Raw genomic sequence first — 21888 nt, forward strand, 5'->3', positions numbered from 1 at the left:
CAGCGCCACAGGAGAAATCACGTGGACAGGACGTTTCCACCCGGATCGTCCTGTCCACGTGATTTCTCCTGCGCTCGTGACGGCGGATGCCACTCCGCTGTCGCTGTCCACGCCCGTCTCCCGCGCGGCGCACCGCGGCGTGTCATCCTGCCCTATCTGCAGGGTCTGCTGCTGGACGGCTCGGCGCGCCACTCTCGCCGGGCGTCGTGCACGCGCTGCGCCTGGCGGGCGAGGCCGTTCGCGGTCAGCCGGTCCTGGATGAGCGCGAACGGCCATGCCCTCGCGGTGATCCGCCGCCGCAGGAAGACGGCGGACCACGCGGCGGTGAAGACGAGGAGGGGGATGCCGACGAGCCACAGCCCGGCATGCAGGAGCACCAGCGTGAAGACGGCCCCCGCGGCCGCGCCCAGCCAGATGACTATGGCAGCGTAAGTCGGACCCACCAGGGCAATCTAAGCGGAGACCACTTGCTGCTTGACGGGGTGTCCACGGCAGCCTGAGCCGAGTCCACCTCCACCGTTGACGGAACTGTTGTTCCGGATGCTGATGGTGGAGGTTTGGGATGGGATCTCGGGTGGATGTGTTCGCGGCGATTCGGCGTGATGCGCGGGTGGAGGAGCTCTCGATCAGAGAGCTTGCGCGCCGTCATCACGTTGGGCGAGCGACGGTGCGGCAGGCGTTGGCTTCGCCGGAACCGCCGCCGAAGAAGACGCGGGTGAGGTCGGCGCCGAGGCTTGACCGGTTCAAGCCCGCGATCGACGCGATGCTGCGGGAGGATCTGACGGCACCAAGGAAGCAGCGCCACACCGCGACCCGGGTACTGGATCGTCTTATTGAGGAGCACGGAGCGACTGAATTGTCGTATTCGACTGTTCGTAACTACGTCCGCTTTCGCCGGCCCGAGATCGACGCGGTCGCGGGCCGGCGGGTGGAGGTCTTCATCCCTCAAGACCACCAGCCAGGTGCGGAGGCTGAGGTCGATTTCGGCGAGGTGTGGGTGGTGCTAGCTGGGGTGAAGACGAAGTGCCACATGTTCGTGTTCCGGCTCTCTCACTCGGGGAAGGCGATCCACCGGGTTTATTCGACTCAGTCGCAGGAAGCATTCCTCGAGGGCCACATTGATGCGTTCGAAGAGATTGGCGGCATCCCGACCCGGCATATCCGTTACGACAATCTGACATCGGCAGTCCAGGCGGTGCTCTATGGCAACGGGCGCGGCCGGATCGAGAACGAGCGGTGGGTGCTGTTCCGCTCCCACTACGGGTTCGATTCGTTCTACTGCCAACCCGGTATCACGGGCGCACATGAGAAGGGCGGCGTTGAGGGTGAGGTCGGGCGGTTCCGGCGAACACATTTGACACCCATGCCGGTTGTCGATTCCCTCGCAGAACTCAACGCGAGAATCCGCGCCTGGGACGCGGCGGATGACAGGCGGCGGATCGCGTCGCGGATTCGCACAGTCGGCCAGGACTTCGCCGTCGAACAGGCACTGCTGTCGCCGCTGCCGTATGAGCGATTCGATCCAGGCCTGACGCTGCATCCGCGGGTCGACAGGTCGAGTCTGATCACGGTTCGGATGGCGAAGTACTCCGTCCCCGCCCATCTGATCGGCCGGAACGTCCGCGTCTCATTACGCGCGTCCGTGGTCGTCGTTTTCGACGGGCACCAGGAAGTTGCCCGCCATGAGCGAGTTGTCGCGCGCGGCGGACAATCAGTCGTCCTCGACCATTACCTCGAGGTGTTGCGTCAGAAGCCCGGAGCGCTCCCGGGAGCCACCGCCTTAGCGAGGGCGCGGGAGGCCGGAGTGTTTACGGCTGCCCACGATGCGTTCTGGGCGGCCGCCCGCAAGACCGATGGTGATGCCGTCGGCACGCGAGCCCTCATTGATGTTCTGCTTCTGCACCGGAGCATGCCCGCAGAGGAAGTGATCGCCGGCATCCACGCAGCACTCCAAGTCGGGGCAGTCACCGCCGATGTCGTCGCTGTCGAAGCCCGCAGACAAACTTCGACGGGTGGGCCTGGCCTGCATGGTCATCTCCGTGAACTCGCGTCTGGCCGCGAGCAACGAGTTGTCAGTCTCACCCAACGCCGTCTCGCTGATCCGGCCGCGGTGATCGCAGGTCTCCCGGCCGACACGAGACCACTGCCGAGTGTCGCCGGCTACGACGAACTCTTGGAACGTCGGGCACGCCCGACGCTCACGGACGAAGCGATTGATCGGGAAGGAACCACGGGAACATGACCACGAAACCCACCACCGTCACGACGACGCTGCGCCGGAGACGCGGGCTCACCGAAGAAGCAGCGATCGCGGCTGTCGATCAGGCCTGCCGGCGTCTCCGGCTCCCGACTGTCCGCGCCGTCGTTGACGAGGCCCTGGTGACCGCGAACCGAGAGCAGCTGTCCTACCAAGGGTTCCTGGCAGAGCTACTGCTCGCGGAGTGCGATGATCGCGATCGGCGCTCCTCGATTCGGCGCGTGTCTGCGGCTGGCTTCCCGCGGAGCAAGTGGCTCGGTGACTTCGATTTCGACGCGAACCCGAACATCAACCCGGCCACGATCCACCAACTCGCTACCGGTGACTGGATCCGCAAAGGCGAACCGCTCTGCCTCATCGGCGACTCCGGTACCGGGAAATCGCATCTACTGATCGGTCTGGGAACCGCGGCTGCAGAGAAGGGCTATCGGGTCAAATACACGCTCGCGACGAAACTCGTCAACGAACTCGTCGAAGCCGCCGACGAGAAGCAGCTCGCCCGCACCATCGCTCGCTACGGCCGCGTCGACTTGCTCTGCATCGATGAACTCGGCTACATGGAACTCGACCGCCGCGGAGCCGAGCTCCTGTTCCAGGTCCTCACCGAACGCGAAGAGAAGAACTCCGTCGCGATAGCCTCCAACGAATCGTTCTCCGGATGGACGAGGACCTTCACCGACCCGAGGCTCTGCGCTGCGATCGTCGACCGACTCACGTTCGGTGGCAGCATCATCGAAACCGGCACCGACTCCTATCGCCTCGCCCACACCCGCCGACTCACTGACCAGGTCTGACCGAGGTCCTAGTAGATCGTCCCCATTGCTTCGCGCACCTGGGCCAGTGTTGACTCCGCCGAAGTGTTCGCAGCCTCATTGCCGTGGCGAAGAATCGCCCGCACGAGATCCTCGTCTTTGGCGAAGGCTTGCCGCCTCACGCGCAACGGTTCCAAGAAGTCGTTCACGGCTGTCGCCGTCATGGCTTTCAGGGCGCTGCTGCCGCCATCACCGATCTCGTCGGCTAACTCGGCTGGCTCGACACCGCGGCACAGCGCGGCCGTCGACAACAGCGCCGAAACACCAGGCCTGTCCTCGGGATCGAAACTGATCCGCCGGTCCTGATCGGTCCGAGTCTGACGAATCACCGCAACTGTCTCGTCCGGTGTCATAGATAACGCGATCGCGTTCCCGTAGCTCTTCGACATCTTCCGACCGTCCAAGCCCGGAACCTCCGGCGTCGACGTGATCAACGCATCCGGAACCGGGAAGACATCCCCATAGCGCTCGTTGAACCGTCGAGCGATCACGCGAGTCATCTCCACATGCGGGAGGTTGTCCTTGCCGACGGGCACGAGATTGCCTTTGCAGAACAGAATGTCGGCCGCCTGGTGCACCGGATAGGTCAAGAGCAACCCGCTCAACGCGCGCCCGGACGCCGCGAGTTCCGCTTTGACGGTCGGATTACGATGCAGTTCCGCCTCGGTGACCAAGCTCAGGAACGGCAGCATCAACTGATTCAGCGCCGGCACCGACGAGTGGGTGAAAATGGTCGTCCGTTCCGGGTCGATGCCCGCGGCGAGATAGTCGAGCACAGCGCTATAGACGTTCTCGCGAACGTGAGCCATCGTGTCTCGGTCGGTGATGACCTGATAGTCCGCGAGCACGAGGAACATCTCGACGCCAGCCTGCTGGAGACGCACCCGTTCCCTGATGGTGCCAAAGTAGTGGCCCAGATGCAGCGGCCCAGTCGGCCGCTCACCCGTGAGGACTCGAAAGTGCTCGGGGTGCTCGGCCACGAGGACCGCGACCTCTGCCGAGCGTTGCGCGGTTGCGATGAAGGACTCCATTTGTGTCTCCCGATGATTGGGAGCTACACGGAGTACTCGGGCCGTTCCACGAGCTGCCGTGCAGCCCGTGAACATACTTCAACCGGCTGCTATCGCAGCCACCACCAAGCGGAACGGTTGAAGTTCATGAACGAGATACTACCGGGGCCCGGAACCAAGACCAGAAACCACAGGGTGGGTCCCGTTTAGATTGCCGCCCTGGGCCCAGCTGAGGTTGACATTCTCACCAGACGAGGGTCGTCGCGGCGATGCGGTCGAACGGCCTGCTCGTCCGGTCGGCGAGCACGAACCACCCGATCAGCGCGAGGTAGGAGCCGAACGCGAGCACGAGCAGGAACGGGACGTGCGGCCAGAACCGGCCGTCGACCACGGCGACGGCGACGCAGCAGGCCGACCAGGTGAGCAGCGGGAGCGAGACGGCCGTCGCGACCGCGAGGACGAGCGCCCGCCGGGTCGGCGGCGCGGCGGAGGTCGTCGGAACGCCGTGCAGCAGCCGCGCGTGCCGCGCGCGTTCGCGGAGGTAGGCCTCGCGCGGCGACATGCTGCCGCCCACGCCGAGCGCGATGATCATGACGCCCCAGGCGCAGACCCAGAGCAGCAGGGTCTCCGACGCCGTGCCGGGGGACGAGGCGAGCACCGGGACCACGAGCGCGCCGATCAGCAGGAGCGTGACGTACGAGACCGTCGCGAGGGTGTCGATCAGCACGTCGGAGCGGTCCGACAGGGGCAGCCGTGCGCCGGGGAAGCCGCGCATCGCGGCGACGGCGACGAGCAGCGTGGCCAGCACGCCCAGCGCGTCGAAGCCCTTCGCGAAGGCGGGCGCCGCCCACGCGCCGATGCCCGCGACGGTGCCGCCGTAGTCGGCGACGAGCGGGGTCGCCCCGGTGCTGAGCACGAACGGCACGAAGAGCGGCATGCTGCCGAAGATCACGGTGGCGAACGGCCAGAGCAGCCAGGTGGACCAGGTGAGCTGCCGGCGCCGACGGCGCGACCGTGCGTTCGCGCGCGGGCGGCTCACGGAATGCGGCGCGGGCGGGATCTGGGACATGCGACCTCCCGGTCTCGGAGAAGGGCGGGGGGCGGCTCGAGCCTAGGCGGTCGGGCCGCGCGGACGGCACGCATGACGGAGCTCGTAACATCGCATTCGCGGGAATACATCTCGGCGCCGCGCGATTGATCCCCTCGGAAGCGTCCACGGTGGTCCTCATCGCGGGCGCACGCATTCGTCAGGAGGAACCATGACCGCACGCACCATCGGATACATCGTCGGCAGCATCTCGTCGACCTCGATCAACCGCCGCCTCGCGACGGCGCTCGCGCGTCTCGCCCCCGAGGGCACGACGCTCGTCGAGATCCCCATCAAGGACCTGCCGTTCTACTCACCCGACCTCGACGGCGACTTCCCCCAGGTCGCCCGCGACTTCAAGCAGGCGATCGCCGACGTCGACGGCGTCATCATCGTGACGCCCGAGTACAGCCGCTCGATCCCCGGCGTGCTCAAGAACGCCCTCGACTGGTCGGCCCGCCCCTACGGCCAGGCCTCGTTCGACGGCAAGCCGACCGCTGTCATCGGCACCTCGGGCGGCGGCATCGCGACGGCCGCGGCGCAGCAGCACCTCAAGGCCATCCTGAGCCACTACAACGCGCCGACACTCGGCCAGCCCGAGGGCTACATCCAGTCGCTGCCCGGCCTGTTCACCGACGAGGGCGAGGTCACGAACCCCGAGACCGCCGCCTTCCTCCGCGCGTACCTCGACGCGTTCGTCGCCCTCATCGACCGCTACGCGACGGTGTCCGCCGCGGCCTGACGCACCGGCATCCGCCGACTCGCGAGCGCCGACCCCGCCCCTCGCTCCCGCGAGCGGGCGGGGTCGTCGCGTTCCGGCGGATCGCCCCACCACCCGGTTCGACCGCGGCATTGTGCGGGTGACCGCGCCCGCGACCCGCACTATGCCGCGGTGCGGGCCGCCCGAGGCGTCCGCGTCGCACGGGGTCGCACGGGGCGTCCGCGTCGCCCCCGGCCGCATCAGCGGGGCGCCGCGCTACCGTCGGACCATGCCTCTCGTGTCGTCCGGACGTGTCGTCGTCGTGCTGCAGTGGGTCCTCGCCGTCGTGCTGCCGTTCTTCGTGTTCTTCGGCCGCGGTCTGCTCGGCGCCGAGCTCGGCCGGATCGCGTTCCTCGGCATCCTCGCCGGCTGGGCGCTCGTCGTCCTGATGCTCGTGCCGCCGCTCGTCACGCTCTTCGACCGCGAGGCCCGCGCGGCCCGCACCGTGCGCCGCGCCTACGCCGTCTCGAGCATCGTGCTGTGGGCCGCCCTCGTCGTCTGCGCCATCGCGCTGCCCGACGCCGGCGACTCCGGCGCCGAGCGCTCAGCGCTCATGGCCTGGACGAACCTCCCCGCATCCGCGTCGCACCTCATCTTCACCCTCGTGGCACTCGTCGCGGCCGTCGCCTGGGTCGCCACCCTGACCACAGCCATCCGCGGCGCCACCCACCGCCACCCTGGATGAACCCGCCCCACCACCCGGTTCGACCGCGGCATTGTGCGGGTGATCGCGCCCGCGACCCGCACAATGCCGCGGTCGAACCGCAGGTCGGGGGCTCAGCCGCAGATCGGGGGCTCAGCCGAGGCGCTCGCCGATCACGGCGGTCTCGACGCCGGCATCCGTCTCCACGCGCGCGATGCGCCAGCGCTTGGCGGCGATGTCCTGCCCCGCCGCCGTGCGATGCGCGGGCACCGCGAGATGCAGCTCGCCGTCGCGCTCGCCCGGCCGCAGCTCCGCGTCGACCTCCGCGTCGTCGCGGAAGACGATGCGCACGGGGCCGGGCTCCGCGGGAAAGCCGTCCGGCGCCTGCAGGCGGGCGCCGCGGTACAGGTGCGTGTTCGTCGCGTGCAACAGGCCCATGCCGTGACCCTACCGGGGCCTAAGCTGTCTCGGGGAGCGGGATCTCGCGCCCGATCGACCCCCACGACCTCGTCAGGATCCCAGCAGAGGAGCTGTCATGACCCTTCCCGCGGTGGCCATTCTCGGTGTCGGCGCGATGGGCGGCGCCATCCTGCACGGGCTCGTCGCCTCGGGGATCGAGGTGCAGGGCGGCATCCGCATCTCCGACCAGTGGTCGGAGCGCGTCGCCGAGCTGAGCCGGGCCGACGGTGTCACGGGCTTCGACGGCGCCGCCGACCCGCGGGCCAACCATCGCGCCGCGGAGGGCGCGGGCGTCGTGATCGTCGCGGTCAAGCCGCACCAGATCCGCGACCTGCTCACCGACATCGGCGACGCGCTCGCCGAGGATGCCACGGTCATCTCCATCGCCGCGGGCGTGCCGACCGAGGTGCTCGAGGCGCACCTGCCGGCATCCGTCGCCGTCGTGCGGGTCATGCCCAACTCGCCGGCGCGCGTGCGCGCGGGAGTCACGGGCATCGCGGCGGGCGCCCGCGCGGGCGAGCGCGACCTCGAGCGCGCGCGGGAGCTGTTCGCGACGATCGGCGAGGTGCTCGTCGTCGACGAGGACCGCATCGACGCGCTCACCAGCATCTCCGGGTCGGGTCCGGCCTACGTCTTCCACTTCATCGAGAAGTTCGTCGAGGCGGCCCGCGCCCGCGGCTTCTCCGACGCTGACGCGAAGCTGCTCGTCGAGGGCACCGTGCGCGGCGCCGTCGACCTGCTCACCGCGACGGGCGAGGACCCCGCCGTGCTGCGCCGGCAGGTGACGAGCCCCGGCGGCACGACGCAGGCCGCGCTCGAAGTGCTCGACGCCGCCGACCTGGGCACGATCCTGGATGCCGCGACGCGCGCCGCCGTCGTGCGCGCGGCCGAGCTCGCCGCCGGCTGACGGGCGGCGCGGGCTGCCGTGCGGCTAGGGCTGCCGGGCGGCGCGGGCTGCTGCGCGGCTACGCGTCGAGCAGCACCGACTCCGCGACGGGGCGTCGGGTGCGCGGGGTGAGCTCCCGCTCGCGCAGCGCGTCGGATGCCGCGGCCACGTCGCCCAGGGCGCCGACGGCCATCACGGTCACGGCCGCGATCCCCTCGCCGAAGCCGAAGGCGGCGCCGATCGCCTCGCGGTCGAACCCGCCCATCTGGTGGGTGTGCAGCCCCGCGGCGTGCGCCTGCACGGTGAAGAACGCGGCCGCCTGGCCCGCGTCGTAGGCGGCCCAGGTGAGGGGCTTGCCGTCGACCGCGGTCGTCGTCGCGAACACGACCAGCGCGGCCGCGTCGGCGGCCCACGACTGGTTGAAGCCGATGAGGGTCTCGACGATCGTGCGGTGCGCGTCGCTGCCGCGTCGCGCCACGACGAACCGCCACGGCTGCGAGTTGTTGGCCGAGGGCGCCCAGCGCGCGGCCTCCAGCGCGCTCGCGAGCGCGGCCTCGTCGACGGGCGTGACGGGGTCGAAGATCCGAGTGCTCCAGCGCTCGGCGAGGACATCGAGGATCGGCGCGTCGGTGACGGCCGTGCGGTCGAGGATGGGGCTCATGACGCTCCTGGTGGAGAGGAACAGATGCTCGGGACGCCTTCGGCCCATCCCATCCAACCGTCCGCACCGCCTCGTTGTTCCCCACAAGTCCTTCAACCGCGGCATGTTGCGGGTTGTGACGCGCGCGACCCGCAGTTTGCCGCGGCTGAACGGGTGGGGTGGGGGAGAGGGGCGGGGAGGGGGCATGGGCGTGCGAAGGGTTTTCCTCAGCAGAAGACCCGGGGAACTTCCCACGGCCGGTGTGATCTGCGCGACATGCTCGCGGCATAGCGTGGATGCCATGACGATCGCGACAGCAGACCTCTACGACGACCGCGGCGACGAGCTCGACTCCGTGTCGCTGCAGTTCCAGGACATCGGCGGCAACACCGCCTTCGACGGCACGATCCGCACCGTGCGGTGCTTCCGCGACAACGCGCTGGTCAAGGCGACGCTCGCGACGCCCGGCGAGGGCGCGGTGCTCGTCGTCGACGGGGGCGGCTCGCTCGAGTCGGCGCTCGTCGGTGACCTCATCGCGGCGTCGGCGGTCGAGAACGGCTGGGCGGGCATCATCGTCAACGGCGCGATCCGCGACCGCGAGGCGATCGGCGGCCTGCCGCTCGGCGTCAAGGCCCTCGGCTCCAACCCGCGCAAGAGCGCGAAGGACGGCGTGGGCGACGTCGACGTCGTGGTCGAGATCGCGGGCGTGCTCTTCGTCCCCGGCAAGCGGGTGTGGGCCGACAGCGACGGCATCCTCGTCGAGAGGTGAGGCATCGTCCCCGGTCGGCCGGTCGGCCGACGAGGGGGCAGCCCCCTGACGCGCCGATCCGCCCCTGACGCGCCGATCCTGACGCCGATCGATCCCCGCGCCCGCGGTCAGGCGCGGCCGAGCACGATGAGGGGGCGCCCGTCGGCGTGCGGGAGCACCTCGACGGGAACGTCCCACACGTGCGCGACGACGTCGGCTGTGAGGACGTCGGCGGGGGCGCCCGCGTGGCGCACGGCGCCGTGCGCGACGACGATGACGCGGTCGGCGACCGAGGCCGCGTGGTTGAGGTCGTGCAGGGTCGCGACGACCGTCGTGCCGGCGTGTGCGACGGCGCGCAGCAGCCGGAGGGTGTCGAGCTGGGCGCGCAGGTCGAGGTGGTTCGTCGGCTCGTCGCACAGCAGCACGTCGGGCTGCTGTGCGAGGGCGCGCGCGAGGTTCACGCGCTGGCGCTCGCCGCCCGAGAGGCCCGCCAGGTCGCGGTCGGCCAGCGCCGTCGCGCCCGCGCGGTGCAGGCTGTCGGCGACGATCGCGTCGTCGGCCGACGACTCGCCGCCCAGCAGCGGCTGGTGCGGCAGGCGGCCGAGGCGCACGACCTCGCGCACGCGCAGGCCGTCGGCGGCGACCCATTCCTGCTCGAGCAGGGCGATGCGGCGCGCGCGGGCGCGTCGGCCGAGCGCCGCGAGGTCGGTGTCGCCGATCGCGATCGCGCCGTCGTCGGCCGCGAGGATGCCCGCGATGAGCCGCAGCAGCGTGCTCTTGCCCGCCCCGTTCGGGCCGACGATCGCGGTCACCGTGCCGCCGGTCGCGGTGACGTCGACGCCGTCGACGAGCATCCGCCCGCCGCGTGCGATGCGCAGCCGCTCGGCGCGCAGGTCGTTCGCGCCGCCGGCATCCGCCGCGTTCACACCGCCACCGGCATCCGCCGTGCTCATGACATCGTCGCCCGGCGGCGCAGCAGGATCACGGCGAACAGGGGGCCGCCGATGAGGGCGGTGAGGATGCCGACGGGCAGCTCGCGCGGGTCGAACAGCGTGCGCGCGGCCGTGTCGGCCCACACGAGGAACGTCGCGCCCGCGAGGAACGACACGGGCAGCACGGCGCGGTGGCGCAGGCCCACGATCGCCCGCACCGCGTGCGGCAGGATGAGGCCGACGAAGCCGATCGACCCGCTCACCGCGACGAGCACGCCCGTCAGCAGCGCGGTCACGGCGAACAGCGCCAGGCGCAGGCGGCCGACGGGCACGCCGAGCGCGAGGGCGGCCGAGTCGCCGAGCGCGAGCCCGTCGAGCAGGCGCGACGACGCGAGCAGCGGGATGCCGCAGAGCAGCACCGCCGCGAACGCGAGGCCCGCGTCGGCCCACGTCGCGCCCGCGACCATGCCGAGCAGCCAGCCGAGGATCTCGCGGTAGCTGTCGCCCGTCGCGCTCCAGAAGATGACGAGGCTCGTGAGCGCCGACAGCACCGCCGACACGGCGAGGCCCGCCAGGATGACGGCCGTCGACGACACGCTGCCCGCGGCACGGGCGAGGCCGAGCGTGAGCAGCAGCGCCACGAAGGCGCCCGCGAAGGCGGCGACGGGCAGGGCGAGGGCCACGCCCAGCACGATGACGATCACGGCGCCCGTGGAGGCGCCCGACGACAGCCCGAGCAGGTAGGGGTCGGCGAGCGGGTTGCGCGTGAGCGACTGCATGACGGCGCCGCACACCGCGAGCCCGCCGCCCACGGCCGCGGCGGTGAGCACCCGCGGCATCCGCAGCTCCCACACGATCGCGTCGCGCGTGGCCGACAGCGGGCCGGGCGATCCCGTGAGGTGCGCCCACACCGTCGCGACGACGTCGCCGGGCGCGATGTCGGCCGAGCCGATCGCGACGGCGACGGCGACCGACGCCGCGAGCGCGAGCACGAGCACCGCCGCGACGGGCACCGTGAGCGCGCGTCGCGGCGGTGGCGGAGGAGCGGGCGCGGCCGTCGACGCGGGGCGCGGGCGGGTGAGCGTCATAGCCCTCCGAGCTGGCCGATGATCGTGGCGACGGCGTCGACGTTGCGGATGCCGGCCTCGCTGGCGGGGAAGTCGACGATCACGAAGCGTTCCTCGATGACGGCGGGCAGCGTCGCGGTGACGGGGTTCTCCCGGAGCAGCTCGATCTTCGACGCGGCGGAGTTCCACGCCGAGTCGACGAGCACGAGCACCGAGGGGTCGCGGTCGGCGACCTCCTCCCACGACGTCGACGTCCAGGTGTCCTCGACGTCGCCGAAGAGGTTCGTCAGGCCGGCGGCCTCCATGATCATCGCGGGGGCGCCGATGCCGGCGCCGACATAGGGCTGGTCGCGGCCCGACGAGTACCACACGGCCGTCAGCCCGCGCGGGTCGGCGGCGAGCCCGTCGAGCAGCGCGCGCTGCTCCTCGGCGAGCGCGGCCGCGGCGTCCTCCGCGCCGACGAGGAGGCCCGCCTCGGCGAACGAGGCGAAGACGTCGTCGAAGGTGAGCGGGTTCGGCATGTATCCCGGTGCCTTGCACGCCGCCGGCGACACGTAGGTCGTGACGTCGAGGCCGTGCAGCGTCGCGCGCTCGCCGGCGCCGTCGGCGGAGAAGTTCGACTCCCAGCCGGCGAACACCAGGTCGGGCTCGAGGTCGAGCACGGCCTCCTGCGACGGGAGCTTGTCGGAGATGACCGGGATGCCCGCCGCGGCGTGCTCCAGGTCGGCGGGCACGGGCCCGTCGAGGAAGGCGCTGCCGACGATGCGGTCGCCCGCGCCGAGGGCGAGCAGCAGCTCGAGCGACGACGACTTGATCGCGACGATGCGCTCGGGCGGCGAGGCGGGCACCGTGACGGTCGTGCCGCAGTTGTCGAGCTCGACGGGCGCGGCCGGCGCCGCGCTCCCGGTCGTGCCGGCGGACGACGCCGTGCCGGCGGGCGATGCCGCACCGGCGTCGGGGCCGGCCGAGCCGCATCCGGTGAGGACGGCGGCGAGCGCGAGGGCGGTCAGGGCGGGGGCCGCAAGGACGGTGCGGGTTCGCGACATGTCTCCTCCAGGGGGCAGCGTGAACGCGCGTGAGAAGCGCGAGGGTCTGCAGTCCGCGAGGAGGAACCGCGTGAGGCAGTCATTTCGACTACATCGGCAGTGTAGCGGCGCGGTTGCGAAGATCACAAATCTCGCAAAATGATTGAACTAATCACACCATAAGAATACGATGGCGGAATGCCCGGCACAGCGACACGGGCGCGACTCAACGACGAGACGAAAGAGGCATCATGCGTACTCACGGCAAGAGGTCCAGAACGGCCCTGTGCGGCGTCGGCATCGGCGTCACCGCCCTGCTGCTCGCCGGCTGCGGTGGGCAGTCGGACGGCGGCGGCAGCAGCTCCTCGGCTCCGCCCGAGGGCGGTGACACGCCCGCCGAGGGGCTTCCCTTCGGCGCCACCAAGGAGGACTACCAGAAGGCGTTCGAGGACATCGAGCCCATCAAGCTGCGCACGCAGGTCAGCCAGGCGCAGGGTGGCTTCGCGAACGTCAGCACGGAGGCGTTCGTCGCCGCGCTCGACGAGTGGTCGGGCGGCAAGATTCAGGTCGAGATCGGGTACGCGAACGCGTTCGTCCCGGACGCGACGCAGTGGGACGACGCGCTCGCCGACGGCCGGCTCGACATCGGGTACTTCATCACGTCGTACGAGCCCGACATCTTCCCGCTCGCCAACTCCGTGAGCGACGCGACCCAGCTCGACCCGACCTCGCCGACCTCGACGCTCATCGGTGCGTCGTGGGCCAGCGAGATCCTGCTCGGCGACGAGCAGTTCATCGACGAGGTCAAGGACGAGGGCATCCAATACCTCCTCCCGGGCGTTCCCGCCGTGAACTTCACCGCGCTGCTCTGCGCGAACCCGGCCGACGGCGACCCCGGGTTCGACGGGCGCGTCGCGTCGGTCAGCGGCACCGGCAAGACCGCGGCCGCCGAGGCGCTCGGCATGGCGCCCGTCGCGATGCCGTTCACGGAGCAGTACGAGGCGCTCGAGCGCGGGGCGATCAACTGCGCGGTCACGAGCATCGTCGCCGCCGACGCGGGCGGGCTCGTGCCGCTCGTGCCGAACATCTACGTGTCCGACCAGACGTCGATCTCGTTCCCGCTCTACTCGCTGGGCGTGAACGTCGACCGGTGGGAGTCGCTGCCGCTCGTCGCGCAGCAGCTCATCTTCGACAAGCTCGACGAGATCATGAAGAACGAGACGATCGCCAACTACGCGCGCATCCAGCCTTCGTTCGACCTCGCCTCGACGAGCGGCGGCGGCGTCTTCCAGCTCGGCCCGGCCGCCGTCACGGCCGTCGACGAGGCGAACGAGAAGCTCTACGCGGGCATCGAGAGCGCCGGCTTCGACTTCCAGTCGTACCGCGACGCCTCCGCCAAGTGGACCGGCATCGTCGACGACGACCTCGGCCTGGGCACCGACCAGGACTTCGGCGAATGGGTGCGCGCGGGCGAGTTCGAGGCGTGGGACCTGCAGGGCTGGTCCGACCGGATGTTCGACGAGGTCCTGCTCGCCCACCGTCCGGGATCGTGATGCCCGCAGCATCCGCGCGCACGCGGTCGGGATAGCGCGCCGCGCCGCCTCCGGGTCACGACGACGGCCCGGAGGCGGCGCGGTCCGCCGAGGAGAGGAGGACCACCGATGACGCCACCGAGCCTGGGCATCGCCCTGCGGCGGGGCCCCGTCGGCCAGCTCGTGCAGCAGGCGCGGTCGCTGCACGACGCGGGCCTCGACACGCTGTGGATCGCCGACCACATCACCGGCTTCCCCGTGGACGCGCCGGTGTTCGAGCCGTTCACGGCGCTCGCGGCGCTGAGCGGCGCGGTGCCGGGCCGGCAGCTCGGCGTCGCCGTCACCGACGCCTTCCGGCGCAACCCCGCCGTGCTCGCCCAGCAGGCGATGACGGTGCAGGCGATGACCGGCGCCCCGCTGCTGCTGGGCATCGGCAGCGGCGAGGCGATGAACCTCGCTCCGTACGGCATCGCGCGCGAGCGCCCGCTCGCGCGGCTGCGCGACACCGTGCGGGCGCTGCGGGCGCTCGGCACGTCGTCGATCGACCGGCCCGTCACGCTCGACGGCGAGGGCGTGCGGCTGCGCGACGCCTACCTCCAGCAGCCCGCCGGCGCGCGTCCGCCGCAGATCCTCCTGGGCACGAACGGGCCGCGCGGAAAGCGCCTCGTCGGCGAGATCGCCGACGGCTGGCTGCCGATCATGCTCACGCCCGAGCTCCTGCGGGAGGACGTCGCCGGCATCCGCCGGGCGGCCGAGACGGCCGGACGCGACCCGGCTGGCATCCGGGTCGTCTATCACGCGTATCTGGCGGTCGCCGACGATCGCGCGGCGGGGCTGCGGATGGTCGCCGGCGGGCTCACGTCGGTGCTGCTCGGCTTTCCGCATCTCGCGGAGCGCCTGGGCGCCGCCGTCTCGCGCGACTTCGACTGGGGCTTGCTCGAGGTCACGTCCGACGTCGCGCGCCGCATCGACGACGCGGCGGCGCGGATCCCCGACGAGGTCGTGCGCCGCGTGGCCGTGTACGGCTCCCCCTCCGAGTGCGCGGAGACGATCGCGGAGTATGCCGATGCCGGGGCCACCGACATCATCTTCCGCACGGTGAACCCGCTCGACGAGCTCACCGACGCGCTGCGGGCCGTGGCCCGCGCCGTGCGCGGCGCCTCCGGCGGCACGCGTGCGGAGGGACCGAGTCGAGAGGGAAGAGGATGACGATGCGCGCGACCGACGAGACGCCCTGGCTGCAGGATTCCTTCGACGGCCGGTATTCCGGCGGCCGCTGGCAGAGCGCGAGCGGCACCGCCCACGTCGTCGTCGATCCCCGCACGGCGCGGGCCGTCGCCACGGTGCGCGCCGTGAGCCCGGAGGAGGTCGACGACGCCGTCGCCGCCGCCGTGGCCGCGCTGCCCGGCTGGTCGGCCACGGCGTGGGAGGAGCGCGCCGGCGCGCTGGCGTCGTTCCAGCGTGCGCTGGAGGCGCGCGCCGAGCGGATCGTCGCCGCGATCACGCTCGAGCTCGGCGCGCCCGAGAAGATCGCGCGCGCGATCCACGCCGGGCTCCCTGTCGCGGTGACCGCCGCGACGATCGAGGCCGCGGCGGCGCTGGCGCACCCCGAGGAGGTGGGCAACAGCCTGATCATCCGGGAGCCGGTGGGCGTCGTCGCCGCGATCACGCCGTGGAACTATCCCGTGCACCAGGCGGTCGCCAAGATCGCGCCCGCCATCGTGGCGGGCTGCACCGTCGTGCACAAGCCGTCGGAGCTCACACCACTGTCGGCACGGCTCATCGCCGAGGCCGTCGACGCGTCGGACATCCCCGCGGGCGTCTACAACCTCGTCGTGGGGGCGGGCGAGGTCGGCTCGCACCTCGTGCGCCATCCCGACGTCGACATGGTCTCGTTCACCGGGTCGACGCGCGTCGGACGCGACGTGGGCGCGGCGGCCGGGCGGGCCGTCAAGCGCGTGGCCCTCGAGCTCGGCGGCAAGTCGGCGAGCATCGTGCTCGACGACGTCGACGACGAGCTGCTGCGCACCGCGGTCAAGGTCACGATGGCCAACTGCTTCCTCAACTCGGGGCAGACGTGCACGGCGTGGACGAGGCTGCTCGTGCCGGCGCATCGCCTCGGCACGGTCGAGGCGGCCGTCGCGGAGTTCGCCGTGCGGCACCGCGCGGGCGAGACGCTCGGTCCGCTCGTGTCGGAGCGGCAGCGCGAGCGCGTGCTCGGCCTGCTGCGCGAGGCGGTCCGCGACGGCGCGCGCGTGCTCGTCGGCGGGCCCGATGCCGAGGTGCCCGCCGAGGGCTTCCACGTCGCGCCCACCGTGCTCGCCGATGTCGCCCCCGACGCGACGATCGCTCGCGAGGAGGTCTTCGGACCCGTGCTGTGCGTCATCGCCTGCGCCGACGAGGAGGATGCCGTGCGCATCGCCAACGGCACCGACTACGGCCTGGCGGGCGGGGTGTGGAGCGCGAGCCGGGAGCACGCCCTCGCCGTCGCCCGCCGGATCCGGGCGGGCCAGATCGACATCAACGGCGCCGCCTTCAACCCCCGCGCCCCGTTCGGCGGCGTCAAGGCGTCGGGCGTCGGGCGCGAGCTGGGCGCGCACGGCATCGCGGAGTTCCTCGAGCCCAAGGCCGTGCAGCTCTGAGCACGTTCCGGAGACGGCGATGCGGCCGGCCCCGTGATCGGGGACCGGCCGCATCGTTCCGGCGATCGTCTCGATCGCGGCCTACTTCGGCGCCAGTCGCACGGCGCCGTCGAGGCGGATCGTCTCGCCGTTGAGCATCGGGTTCTCGACGATGTGCTCGAAGAGCGCGGCGTACTCGTCCGACCGGCCGAGACGGGCCGGATGCGGCGTCGCGGCGCCGAGCGAGTCCTGCACGTCCTGGGGGAGTCCCGCCATCATGGGCGTCTCGAACAGGCCCGGCGCGATCGTGACGACGCGGATGAGGCTGCGCGCGAGCTCGCGGGCCGCGGGCAGCGTGAACCCCACGACGCCCGCCTTCGACGAGCCGTACGCGATCTGACCGATCTGGCCCTCGTAGGCGGCGACCGACGCGGTGTTCACGATGACGCCGCGCTCGCCGTCGATCGGCTCGGTCTCGGCGATCCTGGCCGCCGCCTGCGCGGCGACGTTGACCGTGCCGCCCAGGTTGATGCTGATGACCCGCATGTAGGCCTCCAGCGACAGCGGGCCGTCGCGACCCACGAGCTTGCCGGGCGTCGCGACGCCGGCGCAGTTCGCCACGATGCGCAGCGGACCGTCCTCCGACGCCGCGGCCACGGCTGCGGCGACGTCGTCGACGCTCGTGACGTCGCCGGGCACGAAGCGGGCGTTCTCGCCGAGGTCGCGGGCGACCTGCTCGCCGGGCGACGACGCCAGGTCGAGCAGGAAGACCCGCGCGCCGCGCGCGAGCAGACGGCGCGCGGTCGCGAGGCCGAGCCCGGAGGCCCCGCCGGTGATGAGGGCGTGGGCGCCTTCGATTCGCATGTTTCTCCTTCGGATCGAGCCGTCGTGCGGCGGGTCAGAGTCGTTCGATGATCGTGGCGTTGGCCATGCCGCCGCCCTCGCACATGGTCTGCAGGCCGTAGCGGCCTCCGGTCGCCTCGAGGTGCGCCAGCAGCGTGCCCAGCAGTCGCGTGCCCGACGAGCCGAGCGCGTGGCCCAGCGCGATCGCGCCGCCCCACGGGTTGAGCCTCTCGGGGTCGGCGCCGAGCTCCTCGGCCCACGCGAGCGGCACGGAGGCGAACGCCTCGTTGACCTCGTACGCGTCGAGGTCGTCCATGCGGAGCCCCGACCGTTCCAGGATCCGCCGTGTGGCGGGGATCGGGCCCGTCAGCATGTAGAGCGGGTCGTCGCCGACGACCGCGAAGGAGTGGAAGCGCGCCCGCGGCGTGAGCCCGAGCGCGTTCGCGCGCTCCTCGCTCATGATGAGCACGGCCGAGGCGCCGTCGGTGAGGGGAGAGGAGTTGCCGGGCGTGATGTTCCAGCCGACCTGCGGGAAGCGCCGGGCGATCGCCTCGTCGCGGAACGACGCGGGCAGGCCCGCGAGCTTCTCGACGGTCGTGCCGGCGCGCACGGTCTCGTCGACGGTGTGCACGACCGTCTGCCCGTCGGCGGTCTCCACCGAGATCGGCACGGTGGTCGAGTCGAAGAGGCCGGCCTCCAGCGCGGCGGCCGCGCGGGCGTGCGACAGCGCGGCGAACTCGTCGAGCCGGGCGCGGTCGTAGCCCCACTTCGCGGCGATGAGCTCGGCGGCGACGCCCTGGTTCACCAGGCCCTCGGGATAGCGGGCGTGGATGCGCGGCGAGTTCGGCGTGCCGCCCGCGGTGGACGAGCCCATCGGCACGCGGCTCATCGACTCCACGCCGCCCGCGATGACGATGTCGTAGGCGCCCGCGATCACGCCCTGCGCGGCGAAGTGCGCGGCCTGCTGGCTCGAGCCGCACTGGCGGTCGATCGTGACGCCGGGCACCGACTCGTCGAGGCCCGCGGCGAGCACGACGTTGCGGGCGAGGTTCGTGCTCTGGTCGCCGACCTGGCCGACCGCGCCCATGATCACATCGTCGATCTGATCGGGCTCGAGCCCGTTGCGCTCCCGGAGCGCCGCGACGACGTGCGCGCCGAGGTCGACCGGATGGATGCCCGACAGGGCGCCCCCGGGCTTGCCCCGTCCTGACGCGATGCGGACGGCATCGACGATGACTGCGTTGACCATTTCTCTCCTTCTTCGGATGCACGCGGTGCGCGTGCGTCAGCTCGTGCGGGCGCGGGACCGCTCCAGGAACGCTCGCATGCGTGCGCGGGTGTCGTCCAGGGCGATCTGGTCGGCGAGCCCGCGGACCTCCGCGGCGAGGTGCTCCTCGTATCCGGGGTGGTCGGCGCGCAGGAGCGCGACCGTGCGCGCCTGCGCCTGGGCCGGCCCCGCCGCGAGACGCCCCGCGAGGGCGTCGACCGCGGCGTCGAGCTCGTCGGGCGCGGCCACCGTGGTGACGAGACCCCAGTCGCGCGCCTCCTCGGCGCTCAGCACGCGGCCCGTGAGGGCGAGCTCGATCGCGCGGCGCTCCCCGACGACGCGCGGCAGCAGCCGGCTGACGCCGCAGTCGGGAGTGAGCCCGACTCCGGCGTACGCGCTGAGGAAGACGGCCGCGCTCGACGCGACCACGACGTCGGCGTTGAGCACGAGGGCGAGGCCGGCGCCCGCCGCCGCACCCTGCACGCGGGCGACCACCAGGTGCGGCGCGTCGCGCAGCGCCGGGAGCACGTCGTGCATCGTGGACGCCAGCCGCGTGAGGTACGCGCCGGGGTCGGGCGCCGTCGACACCGCGGCGACGTCGCCGCCCGCGCAGAACAGCGCGCCGTCGGACTGCAGCACGACCACGAGCGGCTCCTCGATCAGGAGCAGCTCGCGGACGGCGGCGGCGAACGCCTCGGCCAGGGGCTGGTCGAGCGCGTTGCCGACGTCACCGCGGCGCAGGGTCAGGTGCGCGATGCGGCCGTCGCGCTCGAGGGTTGCGAGCTCGGGCATGGTGTGCTCCTCTGGTCAGGACGCGCGGGCGAGCGATCGCGGCGACCTCGCGCATGAGCGCGATGAACTCCTCGGCCTCGGGCGTCGGCAGCAGTCGGTCGGCGGGCATCTCGGCTCAAGAGGTCACGCGTTCGCCGACGGCGCGGTAGAGGAAGCCCTCGGGGCGCCGCTCCCGACTCGTGTCGAGGGCGTCGCTGAGCGCGATCGAGCCGTCGGCCATCGCGGCGTTCAGCGCGTCGAGCGCCGCGGCCGGGTCGCCGTCGAGCTCGTAGACGACCATGTAGCCGAACGGGGCGCGCGCGTTGCGCGGATGGTCGTCGAGGCGGTAGCGCTGCGCCGACGCGAAGCCGGGCACCGCGAGCACGTCGGGGATGTGGGTCTCGTCGTACCACTCGTTGTACTCGTCTTCGCGCCCTTCCACGGCGTTGGACCGGAGGACGAAGAGGGAACGGGTCATGGTGATCTCTTCCTGTCGAGGGGAATCGTGGGGACTATCGCGTCGCCCAACGCTGTGCCGCGACGGCGCCGCCGTCGACGAGCAGGTCGGTGCCGGTGACGTAGGAGGCCTGCTCGCTCAGCAGGAAGGCCGCGGCGTCGGCGATCTCGGTCGCGGTGCCGGCGCGGCCGGCGGCGCTGAGGTCGAGCAGGGCGCGGATGCGCTCGCCCTGCGCACCGGACTCCTCGTGCCGGCCCATGCGGGTGATCGTGTGACCGGGGCTCAGCGAGTTCAGCCGCGCGCCGCGCCGGGCCCAGGCCAGGCTCGCCGCGGCGGTGCGGGCGCGGATGCCCCGCTTCGAGACGCGGTAGGCGTCGCCGGGGGTCAGCTCGTGCAGGCCCGCGCGCTCGATGACTCGGGGGAGCTCGTCGACGGGGGCGAGCGCGAGCGCGCGGCCGACCTCCTCGTCGATCGGCGGGGCGAAGTCGGCCGCCATGCTGCAGATCACGACGCCCGCGCCGCCGGGGGCGATCACGTCGCCGAACGTCTCGATCACCCGTCCCACGCCGATGAGGTTGGTCGCGAGGATGACGCGTGCGTCTGACCCCGACGGGCTCACGCCGGAGGTCACGACGACGCTGCGCACGGGGCCGAGCTCCTGGGCACGGGCGGCGAGGGCGTCGATCGAGGGGGCTTCGCACACATCGACGGCCTCGGCGACGGCGCCGAAGCCGTCGCCCTCGAGGCGCTCGGCGACGGCAGCCGCGTGCGCGCGGTCGAGGTCGGCGAGCAGGATCCGGCGGCCGGCGCCGCCGCGGCGGGCGATCGCCTCGCCCATGCCGCCCGCGCCGACGATCACGGTCACGTCGTGTCGCAACATTCGTCCGCTCTCTTCGATCGGGCCCCGTCCGTGCGGACCGGGCCGCCCGGGCACGTCCCGGTGAGCTTCCATAATAGATGAATCAATAAGCTATTTGGTTCAGCGAGGTCACACGCCCAGCAGGGCGTAGCTGTCGAGGTCGTCGACGGCCGTCACGAGGCGCTGCGAGAACTCCTCGGTGATGGGCCGGGCCACGCGGCGTGTGACGGCCCAGAGGTAGTAGCCGTAGATCATCCCCGCGCGGTACGAGTCCCATGCGGTCGTCGCGGGCGGCGCGTCGACGCCGCGCGCCCGCAGGGCGTCGAGGTACGACTCCAGCAGTGCGCGCTCGTGGGAGCGGCGCTGCTCGACGCTCAGTGCCGCACCCACGTGGTAGGCGACGTCGATCGCCCAGGTGCTGCGCTGCAGCACCTGCCAGTCGATCAGGGCCATGCGGCCGTCGATTGTGTACAGGTTGCCCGCGTGCGCGTCGCCGTGCACGAGCGTGCGCACGTCGCCCCGGCCCCGCTCCGCGAGCGCGCGGATGCCGTGGTGCAGTCGTTCGGCGTCGGCGAGACCGGGGTGCGTGGCGAACCGGCCGTCGTCCATGAGGAGCTGCAGGTCGGTCGCGGGCATCAGCGGCGTGTCTGCGAGCGACTGGAGCCAGTCGCCGACCCAGGGCACGTCGTCGAGCCCCGACTCGTGCCAGTGCGCGGCGTGCAGCGTCGCGAGCGCGGCGAGGCTGTCGCGGGCCTGCTCGGGGGAGTAGGGCTCCAGGGCCGACAGGAAGCGGCCGCCCCGTGCGACGACGTCGTCCATGATCAGCAGGCCGTGGCCGCTCGCCTCGTCGATCCGCGCGTAGCGGGCGTGCGGCACCACGATGTCGAGCCGCGGCGCGATCTCGCGGTAGAACCGCACCTCGTTCTGGGTGCTCCGGGCCCGGTTGGCCGGGAGCGGGTCGTGGTCGAAGAACCCCTTCACGCAGAGCGACTGCGAGGGGAGGGCGTCGTCGAGGTCGATACGCAGGCGCACCTTCGTGGCGACGGTCTTGATGGTCTCGACGACCTCGACGGCGCGCACGGGCAGGTCGAGGCTCGCGGACAGCCACGCGGGATCGAGGATCTCGTCTACGGCGGTGGGGGCGGGATTGATCGTGGCGGGCATGCGTCCGTCTCCTCATGATCTCCGAGAAATTGCTGACGCTGACGTCAG

23 protein-coding genes are annotated in these 21888 nt (G+C 71.8%); 9 read left to right on the forward strand and 14 right to left on the reverse strand.

Annotated features, from left to right (window positions below; all coding sequences use genetic code 11):
- Positions 1–152: 152 nt before the first annotated feature.
- Positions 153–443, reverse strand: coding sequence for a hypothetical protein (locus AOA12_RS02235; protein WP_054679549.1), 291 nt, complete (start codon positions 441–443; stop codon positions 153–155).
- Between the two features lie 119 nt (positions 444–562).
- Here AOA12_RS02235 and istA point away from each other — a divergent pair, with 119 nt between their 5' ends.
- Together istA and istB are read left to right on the forward strand one after the other, a co-directional pair.
- Positions 563–2242, forward strand: coding sequence for an IS21 family transposase (istA, locus tag AOA12_RS02240; RefSeq protein ID WP_054679554.1), 1680 nt, complete (start codon positions 563–565; stop codon positions 2240–2242).
- Entirely contained in the window at positions 2239–3051 is an 813-nt protein-coding gene (gene istB / locus AOA12_RS02245; RefSeq protein WP_054679557.1) for an IS21-like element helper ATPase IstB, read from the forward strand. The genes istA and istB overlap by 4 nt, the downstream gene beginning before the upstream one ends.
- A gap of 8 nt (positions 3052–3059) precedes the next feature.
- Here istB and trpS read toward each other — a convergent pair whose 3' ends face one another.
- Positions 3060–4100: a tryptophan--tRNA ligase gene (gene trpS / locus AOA12_RS02250; protein WP_054679560.1), complete on the reverse strand. Its 1041-nt coding sequence runs from the start codon at positions 4098–4100 to the stop codon at positions 3060–3062.
- Positions 4101–4323: 223 nt separating this feature from the next.
- Positions 4324–5148: a hypothetical protein gene (locus tag AOA12_RS02255; protein WP_054679563.1), complete on the reverse strand. Its 825-nt coding sequence runs from the start codon at positions 5146–5148 to the stop codon at positions 4324–4326.
- Positions 5149–5338: 190 nt separating this feature from the next.
- On the opposite strand from AOA12_RS02255, the gene AOA12_RS02260 reads away from it, so the two are divergent.
- Complete coding sequence (locus tag AOA12_RS02260; RefSeq protein WP_054679566.1) at positions 5339–5908, forward strand: NADPH-dependent FMN reductase; 570 nt, start codon at positions 5339–5341, stop codon at positions 5906–5908.
- 247 nt (positions 5909–6155) lie between these two features.
- Positions 6156–6611, forward strand: a complete 456-nt coding sequence (locus AOA12_RS02265) for a hypothetical protein (protein ID WP_197281035.1) — start codon at positions 6156–6158, stop codon at positions 6609–6611.
- 111 nt (positions 6612–6722) lie between these two features.
- Here the strand turns inward: AOA12_RS02265 and AOA12_RS02270 are convergent, their stop codons facing one another.
- Entirely contained in the window at positions 6723–7007 is a 285-nt protein-coding gene (locus tag AOA12_RS02270; RefSeq protein ID WP_054679572.1) for a hypothetical protein, read from the reverse strand.
- Between the two features lie 97 nt (positions 7008–7104).
- Between AOA12_RS02270 and proC the strand changes: the two genes are divergently transcribed.
- Entirely contained in the window at positions 7105–7935 is an 831-nt protein-coding gene (gene proC / locus AOA12_RS02275; RefSeq protein WP_054679575.1) for a pyrroline-5-carboxylate reductase, read from the forward strand.
- Positions 7936–7993: 58 nt separating this feature from the next.
- Here proC and AOA12_RS02280 read toward each other — a convergent pair whose 3' ends face one another.
- Complete coding sequence (locus AOA12_RS02280; RefSeq protein ID WP_054679578.1) at positions 7994–8575, reverse strand: nitroreductase family protein; 582 nt, start codon at positions 8573–8575, stop codon at positions 7994–7996.
- Between the two features lie 280 nt (positions 8576–8855).
- On the opposite strand from AOA12_RS02280, the gene rraA reads away from it, so the two are divergent.
- Entirely contained in the window at positions 8856–9323 is a 468-nt protein-coding gene (gene rraA, locus AOA12_RS02285; protein ID WP_054679581.1) for a ribonuclease E activity regulator RraA, read from the forward strand.
- A 107-nt stretch (positions 9324–9430) separates the two neighbouring features.
- Here the strand turns inward: rraA and AOA12_RS02290 are convergent, their stop codons facing one another.
- From AOA12_RS02290 to AOA12_RS02300, 3 genes are read right to left on the reverse strand one after another with little or no spacing between them, the layout of a single operon-like run.
- Positions 9431–10255 (reverse strand): ABC transporter ATP-binding protein, encoded by an 825-nt coding sequence (locus tag AOA12_RS02290; protein ID WP_054679584.1) that lies wholly within the window; start codon positions 10253–10255, stop codon positions 9431–9433.
- Complete coding sequence (locus tag AOA12_RS02295) at positions 10252–11322, reverse strand: putative F420-0 ABC transporter permease subunit (RefSeq protein ID WP_082405866.1); 1071 nt, start codon at positions 11320–11322, stop codon at positions 10252–10254. Before AOA12_RS02295 ends, AOA12_RS02290 begins: the two co-directional genes overlap by 4 nt.
- The gene (locus AOA12_RS02300; protein WP_054679587.1) at positions 11319–12347 is read right to left on the reverse strand and encodes a putative F420-0 ABC transporter substrate-binding protein; all 1029 of its coding nucleotides are present in this window, start codon (positions 12345–12347) and stop codon (positions 11319–11321) included. Before AOA12_RS02300 ends, AOA12_RS02295 begins: the two co-directional genes overlap by 4 nt.
- Positions 12348–12577: 230 nt before the next feature.
- On the opposite strand from AOA12_RS02300, the gene AOA12_RS02305 reads away from it, so the two are divergent.
- The 3 genes from AOA12_RS02305 to AOA12_RS02315 all read left to right on the forward strand — a co-directional run bounded on the left by AOA12_RS02305 (position 12578) and on the right by AOA12_RS02315 (position 16500).
- Positions 12578–13879 carry a hypothetical protein gene (locus AOA12_RS02305; protein WP_054679590.1) on the forward strand — a complete coding sequence of 434 codons (1302 nt, stop codon included), beginning with the start codon at positions 12578–12580 and terminating at the stop codon, positions 13877–13879.
- A 108-nt stretch (positions 13880–13987) separates the two neighbouring features.
- Positions 13988–15067, forward strand: a complete 1080-nt coding sequence (locus AOA12_RS02310; protein ID WP_054679593.1) for an LLM class flavin-dependent oxidoreductase — start codon at positions 13988–13990, stop codon at positions 15065–15067.
- A 2-nt stretch (positions 15068–15069) separates the two neighbouring features.
- Positions 15070–16500 (forward strand): aldehyde dehydrogenase family protein, encoded by a 1431-nt coding sequence (locus AOA12_RS02315; RefSeq protein ID WP_054679596.1) that lies wholly within the window; start codon positions 15070–15072, stop codon positions 16498–16500.
- 81 nt (positions 16501–16581) lie between these two features.
- Here AOA12_RS02315 and AOA12_RS02320 read toward each other — a convergent pair whose 3' ends face one another.
- The 6 genes from AOA12_RS02320 to AOA12_RS02345 all read right to left on the reverse strand — a co-directional run bounded on the left by AOA12_RS02320 (position 16582) and on the right by AOA12_RS02345 (position 21840).
- Positions 16582–17343 (reverse strand): SDR family NAD(P)-dependent oxidoreductase, encoded by a 762-nt coding sequence (locus AOA12_RS02320; RefSeq protein ID WP_054679600.1) that lies wholly within the window; start codon positions 17341–17343, stop codon positions 16582–16584.
- A 34-nt stretch (positions 17344–17377) separates the two neighbouring features.
- Complete coding sequence (locus tag AOA12_RS02325; protein ID WP_054679603.1) at positions 17378–18571, reverse strand: thiolase family protein; 1194 nt, start codon at positions 18569–18571, stop codon at positions 17378–17380.
- Between the two features lie 36 nt (positions 18572–18607).
- A complete protein-coding gene (locus AOA12_RS02330; RefSeq protein ID WP_054679606.1) occupies positions 18608–19381 on the reverse strand; it encodes an enoyl-CoA hydratase/isomerase family protein in 774 nt (257 codons plus the stop codon).
- A 115-nt stretch (positions 19382–19496) separates the two neighbouring features.
- Entirely contained in the window at positions 19497–19838 is a 342-nt protein-coding gene (locus AOA12_RS02335; RefSeq protein ID WP_054679609.1) for a DUF4286 family protein, read from the reverse strand.
- 34 nt (positions 19839–19872) lie between these two features.
- Positions 19873–20697: an SDR family oxidoreductase gene (locus AOA12_RS02340; RefSeq protein ID WP_054679612.1), complete on the reverse strand. Its 825-nt coding sequence runs from the start codon at positions 20695–20697 to the stop codon at positions 19873–19875.
- 108 nt (positions 20698–20805) lie between these two features.
- Positions 20806–21840, reverse strand: coding sequence for an oxidoreductase family protein (locus tag AOA12_RS02345; protein WP_054679616.1), 1035 nt, complete (start codon positions 21838–21840; stop codon positions 20806–20808).
- Positions 21841–21888 lie beyond the last annotated feature (48 nt).

The sequence above is a fragment of the Microbacterium sp. No. 7 genome, assembly GCF_001314225.1.
GTDB lineage: Bacteria > Actinomycetota > Actinomycetes > Actinomycetales > Microbacteriaceae > Microbacterium.